The organism is Herbidospora cretacea, from assembly GCF_001570605.1.
Taxonomy (GTDB): Bacteria; Actinomycetota; Actinomycetes; order Streptosporangiales; family Streptosporangiaceae; genus Herbidospora; species Herbidospora cretacea.
The window spans coordinates 64,114-85,613 of record NZ_BBXG01000018.1; the positions used below are offsets into that span (position 1 = coordinate 64,114).

Annotated in this window: 16 protein-coding genes; 13 read left to right on the forward strand and 3 right to left on the reverse strand. The window is 72.9% G+C overall.

Annotated features, from left to right (window positions below; translation table 11 throughout):
• Positions 1-4: 4 nt before the first annotated feature.
• The 9 genes from AW270_RS41910 to AW270_RS28755 all read left to right on the forward strand — a co-directional run bounded on the left by AW270_RS41910 (position 5) and on the right by AW270_RS28755 (position 14,471).
• Complete coding sequence (locus tag AW270_RS41910) at positions 5-6,199, forward strand: type I polyketide synthase (RefSeq protein WP_061299242.1); 6,195 nt, start codon at positions 5-7, stop codon at positions 6,197-6,199.
• Positions 6,196-6,945, forward strand: a complete 750-nt coding sequence (locus tag AW270_RS28720) for an SDR family NAD(P)-dependent oxidoreductase (RefSeq protein WP_061299243.1) — start codon at positions 6,196-6,198, stop codon at positions 6,943-6,945. The genes AW270_RS41910 and AW270_RS28720 overlap by 4 nt, the downstream gene beginning before the upstream one ends.
• Before the next feature lie 18 nt (positions 6,946-6,963).
• The gene (locus tag AW270_RS28725) at positions 6,964-7,362 is read left to right on the forward strand and encodes an ester cyclase (RefSeq protein WP_061299244.1); all 399 of its coding nucleotides are present in this window, start codon (positions 6,964-6,966) and stop codon (positions 7,360-7,362) included.
• Positions 7,363-7,369: 7 nt separating this feature from the next.
• Positions 7,370-7,771 carry a nuclear transport factor 2 family protein gene (locus tag AW270_RS28730; protein WP_061299245.1) on the forward strand — a complete coding sequence of 134 codons (402 nt, stop codon included), beginning with the start codon at positions 7,370-7,372 and terminating at the stop codon, positions 7,769-7,771.
• Between the two features lie 93 nt (positions 7,772-7,864).
• Entirely contained in the window at positions 7,865-9,523 is a 1,659-nt protein-coding gene (locus AW270_RS28735; RefSeq protein WP_061299246.1) for an ABC transporter substrate-binding protein, read from the forward strand.
• Between the two features lie 7 nt (positions 9,524-9,530).
• Positions 9,531-10,445 (forward strand): ABC transporter permease, encoded by a 915-nt coding sequence (locus tag AW270_RS28740; RefSeq protein WP_245674899.1) that lies wholly within the window; start codon positions 9,531-9,533, stop codon positions 10,443-10,445.
• On the forward strand, positions 10,442-11,287 hold the full coding sequence (locus tag AW270_RS28745; RefSeq protein WP_061299248.1) for an ABC transporter permease: 846 nt from the start codon (positions 10,442-10,444) through the stop codon (positions 11,285-11,287). Before AW270_RS28740 ends, AW270_RS28745 begins: the two co-directional genes overlap by 4 nt.
• Positions 11,284-13,065 carry a dipeptide ABC transporter ATP-binding protein gene (locus tag AW270_RS41495; protein ID WP_061299249.1) on the forward strand — a complete coding sequence of 594 codons (1,782 nt, stop codon included), beginning with the start codon at positions 11,284-11,286 and terminating at the stop codon, positions 13,063-13,065. Before AW270_RS28745 ends, AW270_RS41495 begins: the two co-directional genes overlap by 4 nt.
• A complete protein-coding gene (locus AW270_RS28755) occupies positions 13,062-14,471 on the forward strand; it encodes an acyl-CoA carboxylase subunit beta (protein WP_061299250.1) in 1,410 nt (469 codons plus the stop codon). The genes AW270_RS41495 and AW270_RS28755 overlap by 4 nt, the downstream gene beginning before the upstream one ends.
• Here the strand turns inward: AW270_RS28755 and AW270_RS28760 are convergent.
• On the reverse strand, positions 14,468-15,973 hold the full coding sequence (locus tag AW270_RS28760) for a serine/threonine-protein kinase (RefSeq protein WP_061299251.1): 1,506 nt from the start codon (positions 15,971-15,973) through the stop codon (positions 14,468-14,470). The genes AW270_RS28755 and AW270_RS28760 overlap by 4 nt on opposite strands.
• Before the next feature lie 137 nt (positions 15,974-16,110).
• Here AW270_RS28760 and AW270_RS28765 point away from each other — a divergent pair, with 137 nt between their 5' ends.
• A complete protein-coding gene (locus AW270_RS28765) occupies positions 16,111-17,112 on the forward strand; it encodes a DNRLRE domain-containing protein (protein WP_061299252.1) in 1,002 nt (333 codons plus the stop codon).
• Here the strand turns inward: AW270_RS28765 and AW270_RS28770 are convergent.
• Positions 17,109-17,753, reverse strand: a complete 645-nt coding sequence (locus AW270_RS28770; RefSeq protein ID WP_061299253.1) for a TetR/AcrR family transcriptional regulator C-terminal domain-containing protein — start codon at positions 17,751-17,753, stop codon at positions 17,109-17,111. The two genes, AW270_RS28765 and AW270_RS28770, sit on opposite strands and share 4 nt — an antisense overlap.
• An 88-nt stretch (positions 17,754-17,841) precedes the next feature.
• Between AW270_RS28770 and AW270_RS28775 the strand changes: the two genes are divergently transcribed.
• The 3 genes from AW270_RS28775 to AW270_RS28785 all read left to right on the forward strand — a co-directional run bounded on the left by AW270_RS28775 (position 17,842) and on the right by AW270_RS28785 (position 20,503).
• Positions 17,842-18,807 carry an NAD(P)-dependent alcohol dehydrogenase gene (locus tag AW270_RS28775; protein ID WP_061299254.1) on the forward strand — a complete coding sequence of 322 codons (966 nt, stop codon included), beginning with the start codon at positions 17,842-17,844 and terminating at the stop codon, positions 18,805-18,807.
• Positions 18,808-18,876: 69 nt separating this feature from the next.
• Positions 18,877-19,398, forward strand: a complete 522-nt coding sequence (locus AW270_RS28780) for a hypothetical protein (RefSeq protein ID WP_061299255.1) — start codon at positions 18,877-18,879, stop codon at positions 19,396-19,398.
• Between the two features lie 115 nt (positions 19,399-19,513).
• Positions 19,514-20,503, forward strand: a complete 990-nt coding sequence (locus AW270_RS28785) for an ADP-ribosylglycohydrolase family protein (protein WP_061299256.1) — start codon at positions 19,514-19,516, stop codon at positions 20,501-20,503.
• Positions 20,504-20,507: 4 nt separating this feature from the next.
• Here the strand turns inward: AW270_RS28785 and AW270_RS28790 are convergent, their stop codons facing one another.
• On the reverse strand, positions 20,508-21,353 hold the full coding sequence (locus AW270_RS28790) for a DUF4328 domain-containing protein (RefSeq protein ID WP_082801905.1): 846 nt from the start codon (positions 21,351-21,353) through the stop codon (positions 20,508-20,510).
• Positions 21,354-21,500: the final 147 nt, after the last annotated feature.

Sequence of the window (21,500 nt, forward strand, 5' to 3'; positions counted from 1 at the left end):
CCCCATGGCTGACGACGCACAGCTTCGCGACTATCTGAAGCGCGCCATCGCCGACGTCCAGACCCTGAAAGGCCGCCTCCACGAGGTGGAGACGGCGCGGCGGGAACCGATCGCGATCGTGGGCATGGCGTGCCGCTTCCCCGGCGGGGTCGCCTCGCCGGAGGACCTGTGGGACCTGGTCGCCGCCGGGCGCGACGCGGTGAGCGAGTTCCCCGCCGACCGGGGCTGGCCCCTCGATGATCTGTACGACCCCGACCCCGACCACCAGGGCACCTCCTCCACCCGGCACGGCGGCTTCATCGACGACGTGGCCGGGTTCGACGCCGGGTTCTTCGGCATCTCCCCCCGGGAGGCGCTGGCGACCGACCCGCAGCACCGGCTGCTGCTGGAGACCGCGTGGGAGGCCTTCGAGCGGGCCGGGATCGACCCCGAGTCCCTGCGCGGCAGCCGGACCGCCGTCTTCGCGGGCCTGGCCGGCGGCGACTACGGCGTCGGAGCCGGTCACCCCGTGGAGCTGGAGGGCCAGATCGGCATCGGCACGCTCCGCAGCGTCGCCTCGGGCCGCATCGCCTACGCCTTCGGCTTCGAGGGCCCGGCCGTGACGGTCGACACGGCGTGCTCGTCGTCGCTGGTGGCGCTGCACCTGGCCGCGCTGTCGCTGCGGTCGGGGGAGTCGGACCTGGCGCTGGCCGGTGGCGTGTCGGTGATGGCGACCCCGCAGGGCTTCGTCGAGTTCTCCCGCCAGCGCGGCCTGTCGGCCGACGGCCGCTGCAAGGCGTTCGCCGCCTCCGCCGACGGCACCGGCTGGGCCGAGGGCGTCGGCTTCCTGCTGGTCGAGCGCCTGTCGGACGCCCAGCGGCTCGGCCACCCGGTCCTCGCGGTGGTCCGCGGCTCGGCCGTCAACCAGGACGGCACCTCCAACGGCCTGACCGCCCCCAGCGGCCCGGCGCAGCAGCGCGTCATCCAGTCGGCCCTCGCCTCGGCCCGCCTGTCGGCCGCCGACGTCGACCTCATGGAGGCCCACGGCACCGGCACCAGCCTCGGCGACCCGATCGAGGCCACCGCCATCCTCGCCACCTACGGCCAGGGCCGCGCCCCCGGCCGACCGCTCTGGCTCGGCTCGCTGAAGTCGAACATCGGCCACTCCCAGGCGGCGGCCGGCGTCGGCGGCGTCATCAAGGTCGTCCAGGCGATCCGCCACGGCCTCCTGCCGCGCACCCTGCACGTCGACGAACCCACCCCGTATGTGAACTGGTCGTCGGGCGAGGTGGAACTCCTCACCGAGCCCCGCGCCTGGCCCTCGGGGGAGGGCCCGCGCCGCGCGGGCGTCTCGGCCTTCGGCGTGAGCGGCACCAACGCCCACGTGATCATCGAACAGGCCCCGGAGTTCGACCGCCCCACATCCGACGCCGGCCCCACCCCCACCGCTCAGCCGGTGGAGACCGGCGCGGTTCCCTGGGCCATCTCGGCACGCACCCCCGAAGCGCTGCGCGCCCAAGCGGCCCGCCTGGCCGACTTCGTGACCTCGGCCCAGGACCCTGCAGCCGACCCCTCGCCGATCGGGCACCCCACCCTGGCGGCGGTGGCGTCGTCGCTGGTCCGGACCCGGGCCCGGCTCGACGAACGGGCCGTGGTCGTGGGTTCGAGCCAGGAGGAACTGGTGGCGGGGCTCCGGGCGCTGGCAGCGGGGGAGCCGTCGGCCTCAGTGGTCACCGGCCGTTCGGGCGGAGGGCTCGCCTACCTGTTCACCGGCCAGGGCAGCCAACGGGAGGGCATGGGCCGGGAGCTGTATGACCGGTTCCCGGTCTTCGCCAAGGCCTTCGACGCGGCGTCGTCGGACCAGGTGAAAGCGGTGGTGTTCGGCCAGCGCCCCGCCGATGCGGATCTCGATGCCGATGCGGGCACCAATGCGGGCACCAATGCGGGCACCGGTGGGGGTCCCGATGCCGGTGCAGTTGCCGATGCAGGTGGCGGTGCCGGTGCGAGTGCCGGGGCGGGTGCAGGTGCCGATGTCAGTGGTGGTGGGGGTGACGGGGCGGTCCTTGGCGGGCGGTTGGATCAGACGTTCTTCACTCAGTCCGGACTTTTCGCGTTACAGGTGGCCCTGTTCCGGCTGCTGGAGTCGTGGGGGATTCGGCCTGACTATGTGGCCGGGCACTCCATCGGTGAGCTCGCGGCGGCGCATGTGGCCGGGGTGTGGTCGCTGGAGGATGCGGCCAAGGTCGTGGAAGCGCGCGGGCGGTTGATGCAGGCGCTCCCCACCGGTGGCGCGATGGCCGCGCTGGAGGCCGTCGAGGACGAGATCCCGCCAACCGTCGAGATCGCCGCGATCAACGGGCCGTCGTCGCTGGTCATCACGGGTGACGAGGATGCCGTCGAGGCCGTGGTCGCCGACTTCGCGGGCCGGGGCCGCCGCACCAAGCGGCTCACCGTGAGCCACGCCTTCCACTCCGCCCGGCTGGAGCCGATGCTCGCCGACTACCAAAAGGTCCTCGAATCGGTCACCTTCCACGAGCCGCGCATCCCGCTGGTCTCGACGCTGACCGGACAGGTCAGCGACGTCACCACGCCCGGCTACTGGGTCCGCCAGGTCCGGGAGCCCGTCCGGTTCGCCGACGCCGTCACCACCCTCGACTCCGCCGGAGTCACCACATATCTGGAGCTCGGCCCCGACGGGGTGCTCTCCGCCCTGGTCCCCGACGGTCGCACCGCCGTCCCGCTGCTGCGCAAAGACCGCCCCGAGGAGGTCACCGCGCTCCTCGCGCTCGGCCGGGCGCACGTCCACGGCAAGCCGGTCGACTGGGACGCCGTGCTCCCCGAGGCGGCCAGGGTCGACCTGCCGACCTACGCCTTCCAGCACGACCGCTACTGGCTCGAACCCGCTTCGCTGAACTCGGGCGACCCGGCGGCGCTCGGACTGGCGGCGGCCGGGCACCCGCTGCTCGGCGCGGCGGCGGTGCTGGCCGACGCGGGCGGGGTGCTGCTGTCGGGCCGGCTGTCGCTGCGCACCCACCCCTGGCTGGCGGGGCACACCGTCATGGGCACCGTCATCGTGCCGGGCACGGCGCTGGTCGAGCTGGCCGTCAGGGCCGGTGACGAGGTGGGCCTGAGCACCCTCGACGAGCTGGTCGTGGAGGCCCCGCTGGTGCTGCCGGAGGGCGGCGTCGTCGACGTGCAGGTCTCGGCCGGGGCGCTCGACGACGAGGGCCGCCGCCCGGTCACGATCCACTCAAGCACCGGCCACTCCAGCACCGGCGAGAGCTGGATCAGGAACGCGGCCGGCACGCTGAGCGCGACGGGCGAGGCCCCGGAGAGCACCGGGACCTGGCCGCCGCCGGGCGCGGTCCCGCTGGAGATCGGGCACGTCTACCGGGAGCTGGCCGACGCGGGCCTCACCTACGGGCCGCCCTTCCAGGGGCTGCGCGCCGCCTGGCGGCACGGCGACGACTTCCTCGCCGAGGTCGAGCTGGGAGAGGAGGAGCAGGGCGAGGCGGGCCGGTTCGGCGTCCACCCGGCGCTGCTGGACGCCGCCCTGCACATCGCCGCCCACCACGGCCTCAAGGACGCCACCCCCGGCCACAACCGTCTGCCGTTCGCCTACGGCGGGGTCCGGCTGCACGCCTCCGGGGCCGCCGCGCTGCGGGTCCGGCTGGTCCTGCACGGCCCCGACGAACTCTCCCTGTACGCCGCCGACGAGACCGGCGCCCCCGTCGTGTCGGTCGCCTCGCTGCTGGCCCGGCTGGTCTCGGCCGACCGGCTGCGCCCGGCGGAGCACGACTCCCTCTTCACGGTCACCTGGGCGGAGGTGACCGCGCAGCCCTCCGGCGAGGAGGCCGACGTGCTGCGGGTCACCGGCGCGGAGTTCCGCGACCTGGCCCCGGAGGCCGCCCTCCACGGGCACGTCAACCGGGTGCTCGACGGGGTGCGGAAGTGGCTCGCCGACGACGGCGACCGGCCGCTGGCCGTGGTCACCCGCTACGCCGTCGCGGCCACCCCGGACGAGAGCCCCAACCCGGTCGTCGCGCCGGTCTGGGGGCTGGTCAGATCCGTCCAGGCGGAGCATCCCGGGCGGGTGTTCCTCGTCGACGCCGACGACGCCGCGCCGGAGGCGGTCCGCCGCGCGGTGGCCGCCGTCATCGGGTCGGGGGAGCCGCAACTGGCCGTACGGAACGAGAAGCTGCTGGCCCCGCGACTGGCCCGCGCCGCCGCGCACGACGGCGCCCCGCGCGAGTGGAACCCCGACGGCACGGTGCTGATCACCGGCGGCACGGGCGCGCTGGCCGGGGAGCTCGCCCGGCACCTGGTGCTGACCGGGCGCACCCGCAACCTGGTGCTCCTGGGCCGCAGCGGACGGCTCGAACCCGGCCTGCACGACGAGCTGACCGGCCTCGGCGCGCACGTGACCGTCGCCGCCGCCGACGTGGCCGACCGCACGGCGGTCGCGGCGGCGCTGGCCGCGATCCCGGCGGACCGGCCGCTCACCGCCGTGGTGCACACCGCGGCCGTGGTCGACGACGGCCTGGTGGAGTCGCTCACCGAGGAGCGGGTGGGCCGAGTGCTGCGCGCCAAGGCCGACGGCGCGTGGGTGCTGCACGAACTCACCCGGGGCCACGACCTGGCCGCCTTCGTCGTGTACTCCTCGGCGGCCGGGCTGCTCGGCGGCCCCGGGCAGTCCTCCTACGCCGCCGCCAACGCCTTCCTCGACGCGCTCGTCGCGCACCGCCGCGCCCTCGGCCTGCCGGGCCTGTCCCTGGCCTGGGGCTTGTGGGAGCGCCCGACCGGGGCGACCGCCCACCTCACCGACGCCGATCGGGCCAGGGCCGCCCGCGCCGGGCTCGGCGCGCTGACCACGGAAGAAGGGCTGCGGCTCTTCGACACCGCCCTCGGCCGGGACGAACCCCTCCTGGTCCCGGCCCGCTTCGACCTGCGCCCCCGCGACGACCGGCCGATCGCCCTGCTCAGAGGCCTGATCCGCCCGGCCAGGCGGACCGCCGGGCCGCGCGCGGCCACCGGGCCGGTGCTCGCCCACCGCCTGGCCCGGCTGCCGGAGGGCAGGCGCGAGGAGGCCGCGCTGGAGGCGGTCACCGCCGAGGTCGCCGCCGTGCTCGGCACCCGGGCGTCGTCGATCGCCCCGGACCGCCCGTTCAACGACCTCGGCCTCGACTCGCTGACCGCCGTCGAACTGCGCAACCGGCTCGACGCCCTCGCCGGGCTGCGGCTGCCCGCCACGGTCACCTTCGACCACGGCACCGCCGAGGCCCTCACCGCGTTCCTGCTCACCAGGATCCAGGACGTCCAGCCGGAACAGGAGCAGGAACCGGCCACCCGCCAGGGCCCGCTGTCGGAGCTCTACCGCGCCCTCTACGCCAAGGGCCAGTACGCGGCGGCGGCCCAGCTGATCGGCGTCGCGTCGCGGCTGCGCGGCAGCTTCACCGCCGAGCAGACCCCCGACCACGTCCTGCCGCCGATCCGGCTGGCCGAGGGGCCCGGCCGGGCCGCCGTCATCTGCTTCCCCGCCGTCAGCGCCATCTCCGGCCCGCACGAGTACGCCCGCTTCGGCCTGGGCTTCAAGGACCTGCGGGACGTGCACGTCCTCCCCTCGCCCGGCTACGACCCCGACCACCTGCTCCCCGACACCGAGGAGACCTACGTCCGGATGCACGCCGACACGGTGGCGAAGCTGGTCGAAGGCCGGCCCTACGTCATCGTCGGCCGGTCGATGGGCGGCGCGGTGGCCCATTCGGTCGCCGAGGAGCTGGAGAGCCGGGGGCTGCCCGCGTCCGGGCTGGTGCTGATCGACTCCTACCCGATCGACAGCCCGGCCCAGGAGGCCTACCGCGACTGGTGGCTGAAGGCGATGCTCACCGGGATGCTCGAACGCATCGAGCGCTACCGCATGGTCTGGAGCGACGCCAGCCTCACCACCATGGGCGGCTACGGCGTCGTGCTGAACGACTGGGAGCCCAAGCCGATCTCGGCCCCCACCCTCATGGTCCGCGCCGCCGAGCCGCTGCGCGGCACCGTCGTCGACCCGACGGGACGGCTCGACTGGCGGCCCTCCTGGCCGCTGCCGCACGAGACCACCGACGTTCCCGGCGACCACTTCACCGTGCTGGAGGAGCACTCCGACACCACGGTCGAGGTCGTCCGGGACTGGATCGCAACCCTTGAGAAGTCCAGCGAGAAGAGGAGCACATGAGCGTAGAGGTCGTGGCCGTCACCGGCGCCGCCGGAGGGATCGGACGGGCCATCGTCGGGCTGTTCGCCGAACGGGGCGTCAAGGTCGTCGCCGTCGACGTCGACAAGCGCGGGCTCGACGACCTGGCCACGGACGACGTCGCCACCGTGGCCGGGGACGTCTCCACCGAGGAGGCCAACGAGGCCTTCGCCGAGACGGCCCTGAGCCGGTTCGGCCGCCTCGACGCGGTCGTGCTCAACGCCGGGATCGGCGGCGCCGGGCCGCTGGAGTCCCCGGGCGCGATCGAGCGGTTCGACCGCATCTGGGCGGTCAACGTGCGGGGCGTGGCGCTCGGCGCGCGGGCCGCGCTGCCCGCCCTTCGGGCCTCCGGCGGCGGTTCGGTCGTGGTCACCTCGTCGATCTCCGGGCTGGCCGGCGACCCAGGGACCTGGGCGTACAACGCGGCCAAGGCGGCGGTGATCAACCTGGTGCGCGGGCTCGCCCTCGACTACGCGGCCGAGAACGTCCGGGTCAACGCGATCGCCCCCGGCGGCGTGTCGGTCGGCCTCAACGCCGGCGCCGCCGCCCACCCCCTGCTCGGCCCGGCGATCCTGGAGCGCATCCCGCAGCACCGCTGGTCGGAGGCGCGCGAGCAGGCCGAGGCGATCTGGTTCCTGACCTCGCCCGCCGCCTCGTACATCACCGGCGTCACCCTCCCCGTCGACGGCGGGCTCTCCGCCAACAACGGCATCCTCTCTCCCCGATAAGCACCGGTAAGGAGCACTTTGAGCATCGAGCAGAACAAGGAGACCGCGCGGCGGCTCTACGAGGAGCTGATCACGCTGCGCCGCCCCGAGCTCTTCGAGGAGCTGATCGCCGAGGACGCCGTCGACGAGACCATCGGCGGCGGCCGGGGCCGGGAGGACTTCCGCACCCACGTCGAGAACGTCTGGGCCACCGTCGAGGGCGTCAAGGCGACCGTCACCGACTCGGTCGCGGAGGGCGACCGGGTGGTGGTGTTCTGGCGCATCGAGGGCGTCCAGCGGCAGCCCCTCTTCGGCGTCCCGGCGAGCGGCCGCCATTTCACCGGCCACAGCATCAGCACCATCACGTTCCGGGACGGCCAGATCGTGCGGTACACCGTCCTGCCCGACCGGCTGGGTATTCTCCAGCAGATTTCCTGAGGCGCGAATGGATGAATTGTCGTACGAGGACGTTTCGGACATCAGGGCCTTGCTCGCCCTGTTCTCTCACGTTTTCGACAACCGGGAGATCGGCGACCTCCACCGCGTCTTCACCGAGGACGCCGTGATCGAGCTCAGGCGGGGCGCCGGACGCCTCGTCGAGGGCCTGCCCGCCATTGCCGAGTTCTCCGCCGTGCTCGGCCCCGACGGCCCTGACCACCAGACTCTCGACAGCCACATCTTCGTCGACGACGACGGGACGGTCCGCGCGCGCAGCCGCTACCTGGCGATCCTGCTGGACGGCAGCGTGCACAACGGCGACTACCTCGACGAGCTGGCCCGCACCCCGGAAGGGTGGCGAATCAGCCGCCGAGTTTCCGTGCCGCGTTATCCGCGAAATGGCGGCTAGGGGGTATTAGGGGTGTCGTTCAGGGGGGTCGGAAATTAGCCTCGCATCGAATAGATGAATTGCGATTTCCGACCCGCCGGACCGGTGAAAAGAATGCACGTTCCCAGAAGATATAAAGCCGCTCTGCTGGCGGTGTTCCTCGTCGCCGCGTGCGGGCAGACCCCGCAGACCTCGCAGAGCCCGGCCGAGGGGGCGCAGCAGGCCGCCCCGGTCAAGGGCGGCTCGCTGACCTTCGCGGCCGACACCGAGCCGGTCTCCTTCGACGCCCACGTCAGCTCGCAGGACATCACCGGCGCGATCGTGCGCAACGTCCTCGACTCGCTGATCACGCTCGACGCCACCGGGAAGTTCCACCCGTGGCTGGCCGAGTCGTGGGAGGCCGCGCCCGACCTGAAGAGCTACACCTTCAAGCTGCGCAAGGACGTCGTCTTCCACGACGGCACCCCGTTCGACGCCGAGGCCGTCAAGGTCAACTTCGACCGGATCCACGACCCGGCCACCAAGTCGCAGCTCGCCTCCAGCCTGCTGGGGCCGTACACGGGCACGAAGGTCGTGGACCCCCACAGGGTGACCGTCGAGTTCGCCCAGCCGTTCGCGCCGTTCCTCCAGGCGGCCAGCACCGCCTACCTGGGCTTCTACTCGCCGAAGACGATCGCGGCCGACTCGGCGGCGATCGGTTCGGGTGGGCCGGCCGCCGTGGGCACCGGGCCGTTCAAGTTCGCCGAGTACACCAAGGGCCAGCAGGCCGTGTTCGCCCGCAACGACGCCTACAACTGGGCGCCGAAGACGGCGGTGCACACCGGGGCGGCCTACCTCGACAAGCTGACCGTGCGGTTCCTGCCCGAGGCGTCGGTCCGGGTCGGGTCGCTGACCAGCAAGCAGATCGACGTCGCCGCGGCGGTCCCGCCGGCCAACGTCAAGACGGTCGAGGGCAACGCCGACCTGACGGTGCTCGCCGCCGACTATCCGGGCGGCAACTACAGCATCTACCTGAACACCTCCAAGGAACCGCTCAACGACGAGAGGGTCCGCAAGGCGATCCAGCGCGGCATCGACATCGACACGAACATCAACGCGCTCTACTTCGGCCAGTTCAAGCGCGCCTGGAGCCCGCTCGCGCCGACCACGCCCGGCTACAACGCCGCCCTGGAGAACAGCTGGAAGTTCGACCAGGCCGAGTCGAACCGGCTGCTCGACGAGGCCGGCTGGACCACGAAGGACGCCGAGGGCTACCGCACCAAGAACGGCAAGCGCCTGGTGGTCGACTGGCCGCTGCTGCCCGCCCAGTACGTCCGCGACTCGCGTGACGTCCTCGGGCAGGCCTTCCAGGCCGACCTGAAGAAGATCGGCGTCGAGATCGTCCGCCCGCAGGCCGACATCGGCACCTACCTGGAGCGCGTCTACGGCGGCAAGGCCGACATGGCCGACTACAGCTGGTCGCGGGCCGAGCCCGACGTCCTGTGGCTGCTGCTCAACGGTGCCAGCAAGCCCCAGGAGGGCGGCCAGAACGCCACCTTCCTCGACGACCCCGACCTGACCAAGTGGACCAACGAGGGCAGGGCCACCCTCGACGAGGCCGTCCGCAAGGACGTCTACGGCAAGGTCCAGCAGCGCGCCATCGACCTGGCCGTCACGATCCCGATCTACACCCAGTCACAGGTCCTCGGCCTGGGCAAGAGCGTCAAGGGCCTCACCCTCGACGCCAACGCCTGGCCGCTGTTCTACGACGTCTGGCTGGGCAAGGCCCAGTGAGCGCCCAGTGAGCCTGCTGAGACGGGTGGGGGCGGGGGTCATGGTGCTGTGGGGCGCCGCGACCCTCGCCTTCATCTCCCTGCTGCTGATTCCGGGCGACCCGGTCTCCACCCTGCTCGGCCCGGCGACCATGGCCTCCCCGGAGGTCCGCGCGCAGATCGCCGCCGACTACGGCTTCGACCGGCCGGTGGCGGTCCGCTACCTCGACTACCTCGGCACGGTGGTGACCGGCGACCTCGGCTCCTCCTACCAGCTCCAGCGGCCGGTGGGCCTGCTCATCGCCGACCAGCTCGGGCCGACCGTGCAGCTCGCGCTCGCCGCCATGGTCACCGCGGTGGTGATCGCGGTGATCAGCGCGGTCACCACCGCGGGCCGGGCCCGTCCGGTCCGCGCGGCGGCCGGCGCGTGGGAGCTGGTGGCGGTCTCGCTGCCGTCGTACTGGCTGGGGATCCTGCTGCTCACCGCGTTCAGCTTCCAGCTACGGATCTTCCCGGTGATCGGCGCGCAGGACCTGGCCGCGCTGGTGCTGCCCGCGCTCACCCTCGCGCTGCCGATCGCGGGCGTCCTCGCGCAGGTCCTGCGCGAAGGGCTGGAGGCCGCCCTGGCCCAGCCCTTCGCGGTCACCGCGCGGGCCCGCGGCCTTTCTCAATTCGCTGTACGGCTCCGCCACGCCCTCCGCCATGCCGCGGCGTCGCTGGCCACCCTCACAGGCTGGCTGGTCGGCTCCCTGCTGGGCGGGGCGGTCCTGGTCGAGACCGTCTTCGGCCGGTCGGGCATCGGCGCGCTCACCCTCCAGGCGGTCGGCAACAAGGACATGCCGGTCGTGATGGGCGTCGTGCTGCTGTCGGCCCTGGTCTTCGTCGTCATCTCCAACGTGGTCGACCTCCTCCACACCGCCATCGATCCGAGGGTGCGGGCATGAGCGCGATTCCGATCTCCTTCCCGGGCGCGGGCCTGCGGACGCCGCGCTGGGCGACGGTGTTCGCCTGGCTGGCGCTGCTGCCGATCCTGGTGGCCGCCGTCGCCCCCGAACTGCTCACCTCGGCCTCGCCGATCCTCATCAATCCGCTGCACGCGCTGCTCCCGCCGGGCGGCGACCACTGGTTCGGCACCGACCAGCTCGGCCGCGACCTGTTCACCCGGGTCGTGCACGGCGCGCGGCCGTCTCTGCTGCTGGGTCTCGGCGCGACCGTGCTGGCGGTGGTCGCCGGGTCGCTGCTCGGGGTGCTCGCGGCGCTCGGCGGCCGGGTCACCGACCAGGTCGTCGGCCGGGCCCTCGACGTGCTGCTGTCGCTGCCGCAACTGCTGCTGGCGCTGCTCGTGATCACCGTGCTCGGCGGCGGGGTCGCCAACGTCGTCATCGCCATCGCGCTGGCGTTCACCCCCGGCTACGCCCGGATGGTCCGGACCGAGGCGATGGTCGTGCGGCGGTCGGGCTACGTCGAGGCGGCGCGCGGGCTCGGGCTGCCCCCGACCGTGCTGGTCGCCCGGCACGTGCTGCCCAACGCGGTCGGCCCGCTGCTGGTGCTCGCCACGGTCGGCTTCGGCACCGCCCTGATCGCGGGGTCGGGGCTGAGCTTCCTCGGGTTCGGCGTGCAGCCGCCCGCTCCCGAGTGGGGCGCGATGCTCTCGGAGGGCCGTGACTTCCTCGGCGACGCCTGGTGGCTCGGGCTGTTCCCCGGAGCCGCGATCACGATCACCGTGGTCGCCGTCAACGTGCTGGGCCGCGCCGCCCAGCGCCGCTACACCCGGAGGACCGTGTGATCCACGTCGAAGGACTGACCGTCTCGTTCTCCGGCCTGGAAGCCGTGCGCGACGTGTCGTTCACGGTCGCGCCGGGGGAGTGCCTGGCCATCGTGGGCGAGTCGGGCTCGGGCAAGAGCGTCACCGCCCGCGCCCTGGTCGGCCTGGCCGGAGACCGGGCGGAGGTCACCTCGCGCGGCTTCACCTTCGACGGGGCCGACCTGTCGAAGCTGACCGAGACCGGCTGGCGCGGCGTGCGCGGACGCCGCATCGGCCTCATCCTCCAGGACGCCCTGGTCTCCCTCGACCCTCTCCGGACGGTCGGCGCCGAGGTCGCCGAGACGCTGCGGACCCACCACGTCGTGGAACCGTCGCAGCGCCCGGCGCGGGTCCTGGAACTGCTGGCCGAGGCCGGCATCCCCGACCCGGAGCAGCGCGCCGGGCAGCACCCGCACGAGCTCTCCGGCGGGCTGCGCCAGCGGGCCCTGATCGCCTCGGTGGTGGCGGCCGGGCCGTCGCTGCTGGTCGCCGACGAACCCACCACGGCCCTGGACGCCACCGTGCAGGTCCAGATCCTCGAACTGCTCGGCCGCCTGAAGCGCGAGGGCGCGGCGCTGCTGCTGATCAGCCACGACCTCGCCGCCGTCGCCCGCCTGGCCGACCGCGTGGCGGTCATGTACGCGGGCCGCTTCGTCGAGGAAGGGCCGGCCGAAGAGCTGCTGGCGGCGCCCGCACATCCGTACACCCGAGCCTTGATCGCGGCCGTCCCGGCCGCGCACGCCAAGGGCACCCGCCTTTCCGCGCCCGTTCAGGAGCCCTCGGTCACCGGCCCCGCGCTGCCGGCCCGGATCGCGGCCCTGCTCACCGGGTACGAGAGCGCCTGCCCCTATGTCTCCCGCTGCGCCCTCGCTGATCAGCGCTGCCGGGAGGAGGACCCCTCGCCGACCCCTGTCGGTGAGCGGCGGGTCCGGTGTCACCATCACGACCGGCGCCTTCCCGACCTGCCGCCGATCAGCCTGGGGGAGACCCGCGCCCCCGGACCGGTCCTGCTGTCGGTCGAGAACGTCACCAAGCGCTTCGGCGCGCGGACCGCCGTCGACGATGTGTCCCTGGAGTTGCGGGCGGGGGAGACGCTCGGCGTCGTCGGGGAGTCGGGGTCGGGGAAGACCACCGTCGCCCGCATCGCGCTCGGCCTGCTCGACCCCGACGCGGGCACGGTCCGGCTCGACGGCGAGCCGTGGAGCGGCATCCCCGACCGGTTGAGAAGAGCTCGCCGCCGCCGCATCCAGGCCATCTACCAGGATCCGCTCGGCTCCTTCGACCCGCGCCACACCGCCGGGCAGATCATCGGCGAGGCCGTCGCGCTGCCCCGGCGGGTGAGGAAGGCCCGCGTGGCCGAACTGCTCGACCAGGTCGGCCTGCCCGCGACCCTGCACACCCGCCGCCCGCTGGAGATGTCCGGCGGGCAGCGTCAGCGGGTCGCCATCGCCCGCGCCCTGGCCACCGGCCCGGAGGTGCTCGTCTGCGACGAGCCGGTGTCGGCGCTCGACGTCAGCATCCAGGCCCAGATCCTCGACCTGCTCGCCACGCTCCAGCGCGACCTGGCCGTGGCCGTGCTCTTCATCTCCCACGACCTCGGCGTCATCCACCACGTCAGCGACCGGATCGCGGTGATGAAGGACGGCCGGGTCGTGGAGAGCGGCGCGACCGCCGAGGTGTTCGGCTCCCCGAAGGAGCCGTACACCAAGGAACTGCTCGCCGCGGTGCCCACCCTCGCGACGGAACGGAGCCCCCGATGACGATCACCCCCGAGCGGATCGACCACCGCTCACCCCTGGTCCGGCTGGCCGCGCTCCTCGACGAGGGGAGCGTGGTCCGCGACGGCGACCCCGGCCGCAGCGGCGTCACCGTGGCGCACGGCCGCGTCGGCGGCTCGCCCGTCGTCGCCTACTGCACCGACGCCACCGTGATGGGCGGCGCGCTCGGCATGGCGGGCGCGGTCAAGATCGCGGCGGCCATCGACGAGGCCGTGGTGCGCCGCCGGCCCGTCATCGGCCTGTGGCACTCGGGCGGCGCGCGCCTGGCCGACGGCGTCGAGTCGATGGACGGCGTCGGCCGCATGTTCCAGGCGATGATCCGCGCGTCCGGACGGGTGCCGCAGATCTCGGTCGTGCTCGGCCCGGCGGCGGGCGCGGCGGCCTACGGTCCCGCGCTCACCGACGTCGTGATCATGGCGGCGGACGCCCGGGTGTTCGTCACCGGCCCCGACGTCGTGCACACCGTCACCGGCGAGCGCATCGACATGGACGGGCTCGGCGGCCCCGGCGTCCACGCCAAGAAGTCGGGCGTGGTCCACGTGGTCACCGAGTCGGAACCCGCCGCCTACCTGCGGGCCCGTCGCATCACCGGCCTGCTGGCCCGGCCCGGCGCCTTCGACCTCGGCGAGGCCGGCGACGACGACACCGGCCTCGGCGACCTGCTCCCGGAGGAGACCCGCCGCGCCTACGACGTGCGCCCGCTGCTGCGCCGCGTCCTCGACGGAGGCGGCGACGCGCTGGAGGAGTTCCAGCCCAAGTGGGCGTCCAACATGGTCGTCGGCCTGGGCCGCCTCGGCGGCCGGACGGTCGGCGTGGTGGCCAACAACCCGATCCGCAAGGGCGGCTGCCTCGACTCGCTGAGCGCCGAGAAGGCCGCCCGGTTCGTCCGCACCTGCGACGCCTTCGGGGTGCCGCTGCTGGTGGTCGTGGACGTGCCCGGCTACCTGCCCGGCGTCGGCCAGGAGTGGGACGGCGTGGTCCGCCGGGGCGCCAAACTGCTGCACGCCTTCGGCGAGTCCGTCGTGCCGCGCGTCACCCTGGTCACCCGCAAGTCCTACGGCGGCGCGTACATCGCGATGAATTCCCGCTCCCTCGGCGCGGACGCGGTCTTCGCCTGGCCCGGGGCCGAGGTGGCCGTGATGGCGGCCGAACCGGCCGTCAACGTGCTGCACCGCAAGGCCCTGGCGGCCGCCTCCGACGAGGAGCGCGAACCGCTGCGCGCGGCCCTGGTCGAGGAGCACCAGCGGATCGCCGGCGGCGTCGACCGCGCCCTGGACCTGGGCGTGATCGACGAGGTCATCGACCCGGCCCGGACCCGCCGCAGGCTGATCGAGGCGTTCGCCGCCCTGCCCGAGACGCGCGGGAGGCACGGCAACATCCCGCTCTAACCCGCCTTGTGCAGCGAGGCCACCACCAGCTTGGCGAACCGGTCGATGACCGTGTAACCGGTCTTCGGCCCCGAGTAGTAGAGCATCGCCTGCACGTTGGCCGTGCGGACGATGAGCTTGGTCTGGTTGTACGCCCCGGCGTCCCGCGTCCACCCGATCCCCGCGTCGCCGACCGGCCCGCCGACGCGGAGTCTGGTGGACGGCTCGCGGCGCGGTTCGTCCTCCTCGGTGGCGCGGCTCATGTCGTACATGAGCCGGGCCGTCGTCTCGGAGTCGAGCTGCACCTTCTGGATCTGCAGGTACTCCCCGCCCGCGGTGGTCCACTGGCAGGCGTCGTTCGTCATGAACTGCTGCTTGGCCGCCGCCCCGAGCAGGCTCCGCACCTGAGCCTGGCTGACCAGGTCACACGCCTCGGGGTTGCTGGTCAGCACCGCCTTCTTCGGCGCGTCGGCGGGTTTCACGGACGCCCCCGCCGACGTGGTCGACGTGGTCGAGGTGGCCGGGGCGGGCGTGCCCGCGGCGCCGTCGCCCGTGCCGAGCCACACCGCGGCGGCGCCCCCGGCGACGAGCACCGCCGCCAGCCCGGCCCCCGCGAACATCGGCGCCTTGCTCTTCTTCGGCCCGTGCTTCACCGACGGAACGGTCTTCGGCGCCGAGGTCCCGTAGCCCCCCGCGCCCCCGACCGGCCCGGACGCCCCCGCGGCTATCTCGCGCAGCAGCCCGGCGGCGTGCCCGGCCGGCATCCGGCGGGCCGGGTCCTTGTCCAGCATCGCCAGGAGCACCTGGCCCAGCGGCCCGGCCCGGCGCATCGGATGCGGCTCGTGCATCAGCACGGCAGCCATCACCGCGGCCGGGTTGTCCCGGTGGAACGGCGCGTTCCCCTCGACCGCCGTGTAGAGCGTCGCCGCCAGCGACCACAGGTCGGACGGCGGCCCGTCGGGCTCCCCGCGCAGCCGCTCGGGCGCGATGTATCCGGGCGACCCCGACACCGCCCCGGTCTGGGTCAGGTTCACGTCACCCGCGACGCTGGCGATGCCGAAGTCGGTCAGCAGCACCCGCCCGTCGTCGGTGATCATGACGTTCCCGGGCTTCACGTCGCGGTGCAGGATGCCCGTCATGTGGGCGGCGGTCAGCGCGTCGAGCATCGTCACCCCGATCGCCGCGACCCGCTCCGGCGGCTGCCGCCCCTCCTTGCGGAGCAGCGCCTGCAACGACCGCCCCCGGACCAGCTCCATGACGATCCACGGCCGCCCGTCCTCCAGCACGACGTCATGGACCGTCACGATCGACGGATGCGACCGCAGCCGCGCCGCGGCCCGCGCCTCCCGCAGCGTCCGCTCCCGCATCTCCGCCAGCCGGGGCTGGTCGAGATCCTGGGGGAGCAGGACCTCCTTGACCGCGACCTCCTGCCGCAACAGCTCGTCGACGGCGTGCCAGACGGCGCCCATGCCGCCCTGGCCGATCCGGGAGAGCAGGCGGTAACGGCCGGCGAGCAGCGTCACGGCATGCTCCTTCGTGCTCGGGTGCGGCACAAACCGTACTTCATCCCACCGGTCCCGCTCATCCCGTTGATGAACCACTTCGATCGGATTTGTTAGCGTCCTTGCGCCGATGTCATTGATCAAGCTCAAGGAGCCCGATGAAGCAGTGGCAGTCCCGCTCCCTGATCGCCGCCGTCGCGATGACCACGACGGCGACCCTGACCGCCCTCCCGGCGGAGGCCCGCGCCACCGAGGACGGCACGGTCGAACGTGTCTTCACGTTGTCCCCCGTCGAGGACGTCGACGTGTCCACGCTGAACGACGAGAACTCGCCCGCCGGGACCTACAACGCCCACGTGGCGGCGGGCACCTTCAGCGGCCGCGCGATCCGGGGCTACCTGAGGTTCGACACGGGCGTCCTGCCGGCCGGCGCCGTCACCTCCGCCGTCCTGTCGCTGTCCAACAACGCCGCGCCGGCCTGCGGCCCGGAGGTCGGCGAGGGCATTCAGGTCCGCCGCGTCACCAGCTCGTGGAGCCAGGACTTCCTGCACTGGGGCAACCTGCCCGACTCGACGACCGAGGACGCCCAGATCTCCACCAAGGGCGTCACCCCTGAGTGCGCGACGTGGCCGGATCGCGTCGAGTGGCCGGTCGCGGGCATCGTCCAGGACTGGGTGGACGGCGCCGAGAACCACGGCCTGGTGCTCCAGTCGCCGTCCGAGGACACCGGCGTCGACAACTACCGGTGGTACTGGGCCTCCGAGAACCCCGACCTGGACCCCCGCCACGACCCGCCCGTCCTCACGGTCACCGTCGACGTGGTCTCGGAGCCCCGGGTCTCCCGCTGTTCCCTCGGCCCGTCCGACTACCCGATGAGCGGCGGCGTCACGGTGCTCTCACTGACCCCGCAGGTCGTCGTGCGGGCGGGCGACCCGGCGGGCGGCGCGACCGGCGAGGCCGAGATCGAGCACGACCCCGCCGCGCCGGCCCAGGGAACCGGTCAGATCTGGACCGGCCCGGGGAACATCGCGGTTCCGGCGGGCTTCCTGCACGACGGCTGGGACATCCGCTGGCGGTGCCGGGCCGTGAACGCCGCGGCGGGGACGCAGTCGGACTGGACCCCGTGGACGTACGCCACGGTGGCCGTGCCGGTCCCCTAGACCGCTGATCTGAGCCGTTCGAGACCGTCGAGCAGCAGGTCCAGGGCGAACTCGAACTCGAACTGGTCGTCGCAGCCCGAGCCCACGATGGACTTCTCGTCGTGGGCGACCTGCAGCGCCATCTCGGCCAGCCACGGGAACGTGTCCTTCATGGCGTGGGCCGCCGCCTCCTGCGCGCCGGGGTCGGCCGGGGTGTCGTCGAAGAGTTCCTGGCTGAAGCCCAGGATCCGGCTGCCCAGCGTGTGGATCGCGTGGTGGACCAGGTCGACGGTGAAGCCGCCGGTCCGCAGCAGGCCGATGACCGAGTTCATGTAGGCCAGCACCGCCGGCGTCGGGTTCCGGCGCGACTCGATCGCCCCCGACGCCCACGGGTGCCGCAGCATCTGCGCGCGCGCCGTCAGGATGCGGGCCCTGACGGCCGGTCTCCAGTCGCCCTCGACCGGCCCCAGGTCGATCTCGCCGACGACCGTGTCGATGATGCCGTCGAGGAGTTCGTCCTTGTTCGCGACGTGCTTGTAGAGCGCCATCGGCACCACGCCGAGTTCGGTCGCGAGTCTGCGCATGCTCAGGCCGTCGAGCCCGGCCTCGTCGGCCAGGGCCACCGCGGCCTCCAGAACGCGTTCCCGGCTGAGTCGAGCCAATGCGTCGTCGCCTCCTTGACGGGTGTACGGCGTACACCTATCGTCCTAGGTGTACGCCGTACACCATCCTAGAAAAGGGGTACCCCCCATGAAGGCGATTGTCCAGGAACGCTACGGCTCACCCGACATCCTGGAGTTCCGCGACGTCCCCACGCCGACGCCCGGCCCCGGAGAGGTGCTGGTCAAGGTGGCGGCGGCCTCGCTCAACGCCCGCGACTGGCACGTGCTGCGCGGCGACCCCTACCTGTCCCGGCTGACCTTCGGGTTACGCCGGCCCAAGCAGCCGATCCTCGGCACCGACTTCGCCGGGGTCGTCGTCGCGGGGGACGGCTTCGAGCCGGGCGAGGAGGTCTACGGCGAGCACGACGGCGCGTTCGCCGAATACGTCGTCGCGCCCGCGAAGGTCGTCGACCGCAAGCCCGCCAACCTCACCTTCGAGCAGGCCGCCGCGCTGCCGCTGGCCGCCAACACCGCCCTGCAGGGCCTCAAGGACGTCGACAAGGGCCGGTCAGTGCTGATCAACGGCGCGTCCGGCGGCGTCGGCACGTTCGCCGTGCAGATCGCCAAGGCGAGGGGCGCGCGGGTGACCGCCGTGTGCAGCACCCGCAACGTCGAGATGGTCGCCGGGCTCGGCGCCGACCGGGTCGTCGACTACCGGAAGGAGGACTTCGCCGCCACGGGCGAGCGGCACGACCTGGTCTTCGACCTGGTCGGCAACCGCTCCCTCCGCGACCTGCGCAGGGTCCTCGCGCCGGGCGGCACCCTGCTGATCTCCGGCGGTGGCGTGTACGAGGGCGGCAGCCTCCTCGGCCCGATCGGCCTCGTCCTCCGCAGCCAGCTGGTCAAACCGCTGATCAGGGACGAGGTCGTCCTGCTGAACGCGAAGCCCAGCCGGGCCAACCTCGCCGCGCTGCGCGGGCTGGCCGAGGCCGGCGACCTCACGCCGGTCGTCGACCGGACCTACCCGCTGGCGGAGGCCGCCGACGCGATGCGCTACCTGGAGGGGGAGCACGCCCGCGCCAAGGTCGTCCTCACGGTGCATGCGGCACCTTGACCAAGTCGGGGACGACACGACGACCTCGCCTCCCGGCCGGGGGAGGCCCGCTCTGAAGATCATGAGGGCATGTCCTCGATGCGTGTGCTGCTCCTCGCCGGCGTCCTCGCCGCCGCCCTCGTCAGCCCGGCCCAGGCCGAGGCCGCTCCCGGCACCGTCTCCTGTACGGGCGGCGAGATCGACCTCCTGATGCACCCCGGCCTGACCCTCGCGCCCGGCAGCCAGTGGCTGACCCTGACCGGCACCCTCGGCCGCTGCGTCACCCCCGACCACCCGGCGATCAGCTCCGGCGTGCTGACCGCCCAGGGCGGTCTCACCGCCGGGTGCCCCGGCCCGATCGCCCCGGACGACCTGGAGATGACCGTCCGCTGGAGCGACGGCTCCGTCAGCACCGTCGAGGGCGCCCGCTTCCAGGGCGACATCCACCAGTGGGCGCTGATGCCCGGCACGATCACCTCGGGCCCGTTCACCGGCGGCCGGGTCGCGGCCCTCGGCCGGAGCACGGGCCTGCCGGACCCGTGGGTCCTGCCGTGCGTGATCGGCGGCCTGAGCCAGGTGCGCACCGCCGTCCAGGCCTTCGGCATCGGCTAGGCGAAAGCCCGCGCGGCGCGCGTTCTTCCTTGAGGACGACCGTTAACCCTGGTTCCGGACAGCCTCGCCAACCGGCGACCGGACGCGGGCTCCGTCCCGGCAAGAATGAGGTCCCATGAACCTTGGCCGTGTTCGCGGCTGCCTCATCGGCGGCGCCATCGGTGACGCGCTCGGCGCCCCCGTCGAGTTCGACTCGCTCAGCCGGATCACCGCGCGGTACGGCCCCGCCGGTATCACCGACCTGACCGACGGACTGATCACCGACGACACCCAGATGACCCTGTTCACCGTCGAGGGCCTGATCCGCGGCCACGTCAGAGGCCGTGAACGCGGCATCAGCCACGTCCCGTCGGTGGTCCGCCACGCCTACCTGCGCTGGCTCGACACTCAAGAACATCCCGCGCCGCCCCCCGGCGACGCCCTCCACCGCACCGGCTGGCTCCGTGAGCAGACCTGGCTCTACGCCCGCCGCGCCCCCGGCAACGCCTGCCTGTCGGGCCTGCGCGGCCACGTCGACCCCGACTCCAAGGGCTGCGGCACGGTCATGCGCTCGGCCCCCTTCGGCCTCGGCCCGTGGCCGGCCGAACAGGCCTACCGGTGGGCGGCCGAATGTTCGCGCTTCACCCACGGCCACCCGACCGCGACCGCCTCGGCCGGCGCGCTGGCCGCGATCGTCCGCCATCTGACCCACGACACCACGCTGGAGAACGCCGTCTCCGCCACCCTGGAACTGGTCGACGACCCCGACACGGCCAAGGCGCTCCAGGAGGCCGTCGACCTCGCCCACACGGGCGCCCCGTCGGCGGCGAAGGTCGAGTCGCTGGGCGAGGCGTGGGTGGCCGAGGAGGCGCTGGCCATCGGCGTCTACTGCGCCCTGGCGGGCGGGAGCTTCCGCGACGCCCTGATCCTGGCGGCCAACCACTCGGGCGACAGCGACTCCACGGCCGCCGTCTGCGGCAACCTGCTCGGCGCCGAGGGCGTGCGCATCCCGGCCGAGTGGGCCGAGCGGGTGGAGGGCCGGGACACCATCGACCGGCTGGCCGAGGACTTCGTCGCCGAGGTCTCCCGGGGCGGCGCGCCCCGGGACCGCTACCCCGGCAACTGACGATCTAGTACGGGTTCTGCTGCGGCGGCACCTGCTGCTGGGGGTGCGGCGGCTGCCCGTACTGCTGCTGCCCGTACTGCTGCTGAGGGTGCGGCTGCTGGCCGTACTGCTGCGGGTAACCCTGCGGCTGACCCTGTGGCTGACCCTGCGGGAACCCGTTCGGCGGGTACTGCTGGAAGGCGCCCTGGTCGTGCGGCGGGTACTGCGGCGCCTGCATCGGCCGGGGGATCGCCTGCAGCGCGGTGATCCTGTTCAGCACCATGATCGCCAGGATGCCCGAGATCAGGGTCAGCGGGAAGAAGATGATCTCCAGCAGCGCGGCGGTTTGCAGGCTCGACAGTTCCTCGCTCTGCAGCAGGAAGCGTCCGACCAGGTTGGAGCCGAAGACCGACAGGATCCACGTGATCCACCACGCCGCCGCCAGGCCCCCGGGCTTACGCTGCTGCGGGTCGGAGGCGGTCCAGATGTCGTCCACGATCTGCTTGGGGAACCAGAACGAGACGATCGGGACGATCCACCCGAAGATCAGCCACGCCCGGCCCCTGCGCTGCCGCACCTGCGGCGCGAGCGCCTCGGCGTTGGCGCGGACCCGGAACAGCCAGACCCAGTAGAAGATGCCGGCCAGCAGCAGCGTCCCGACCTGGAGCAGCCCGGTGAAGGCGTAGAGCTGGTCGTTGTCGTTGACCTCGGCGAGGTCGGCGCTCAGCGGAGAATCGATGATCGAGCCGATGAGGTCATACCTGGCCCAGCTCACGAAGGTGGCGGCGGCCTCGACGAGCAGGTTGAACGCGATCGCGAGCGTGGCCATGACGGCTAAGACGCGGGCGGGCCTGACAGGAGCGGGATACATGAGGAATCCTAGGTAAGGGAGAGACGAGCGTTTAACGCTAGCTTTCTCATCGCCGAAACCGGGACTCTGTTACCCACTCTTATCCCGTAGTGGCCCGTTCTCCAGGATCCGCCAAGATCGAACAAGCCACTTCACCTTCGCGAAGTG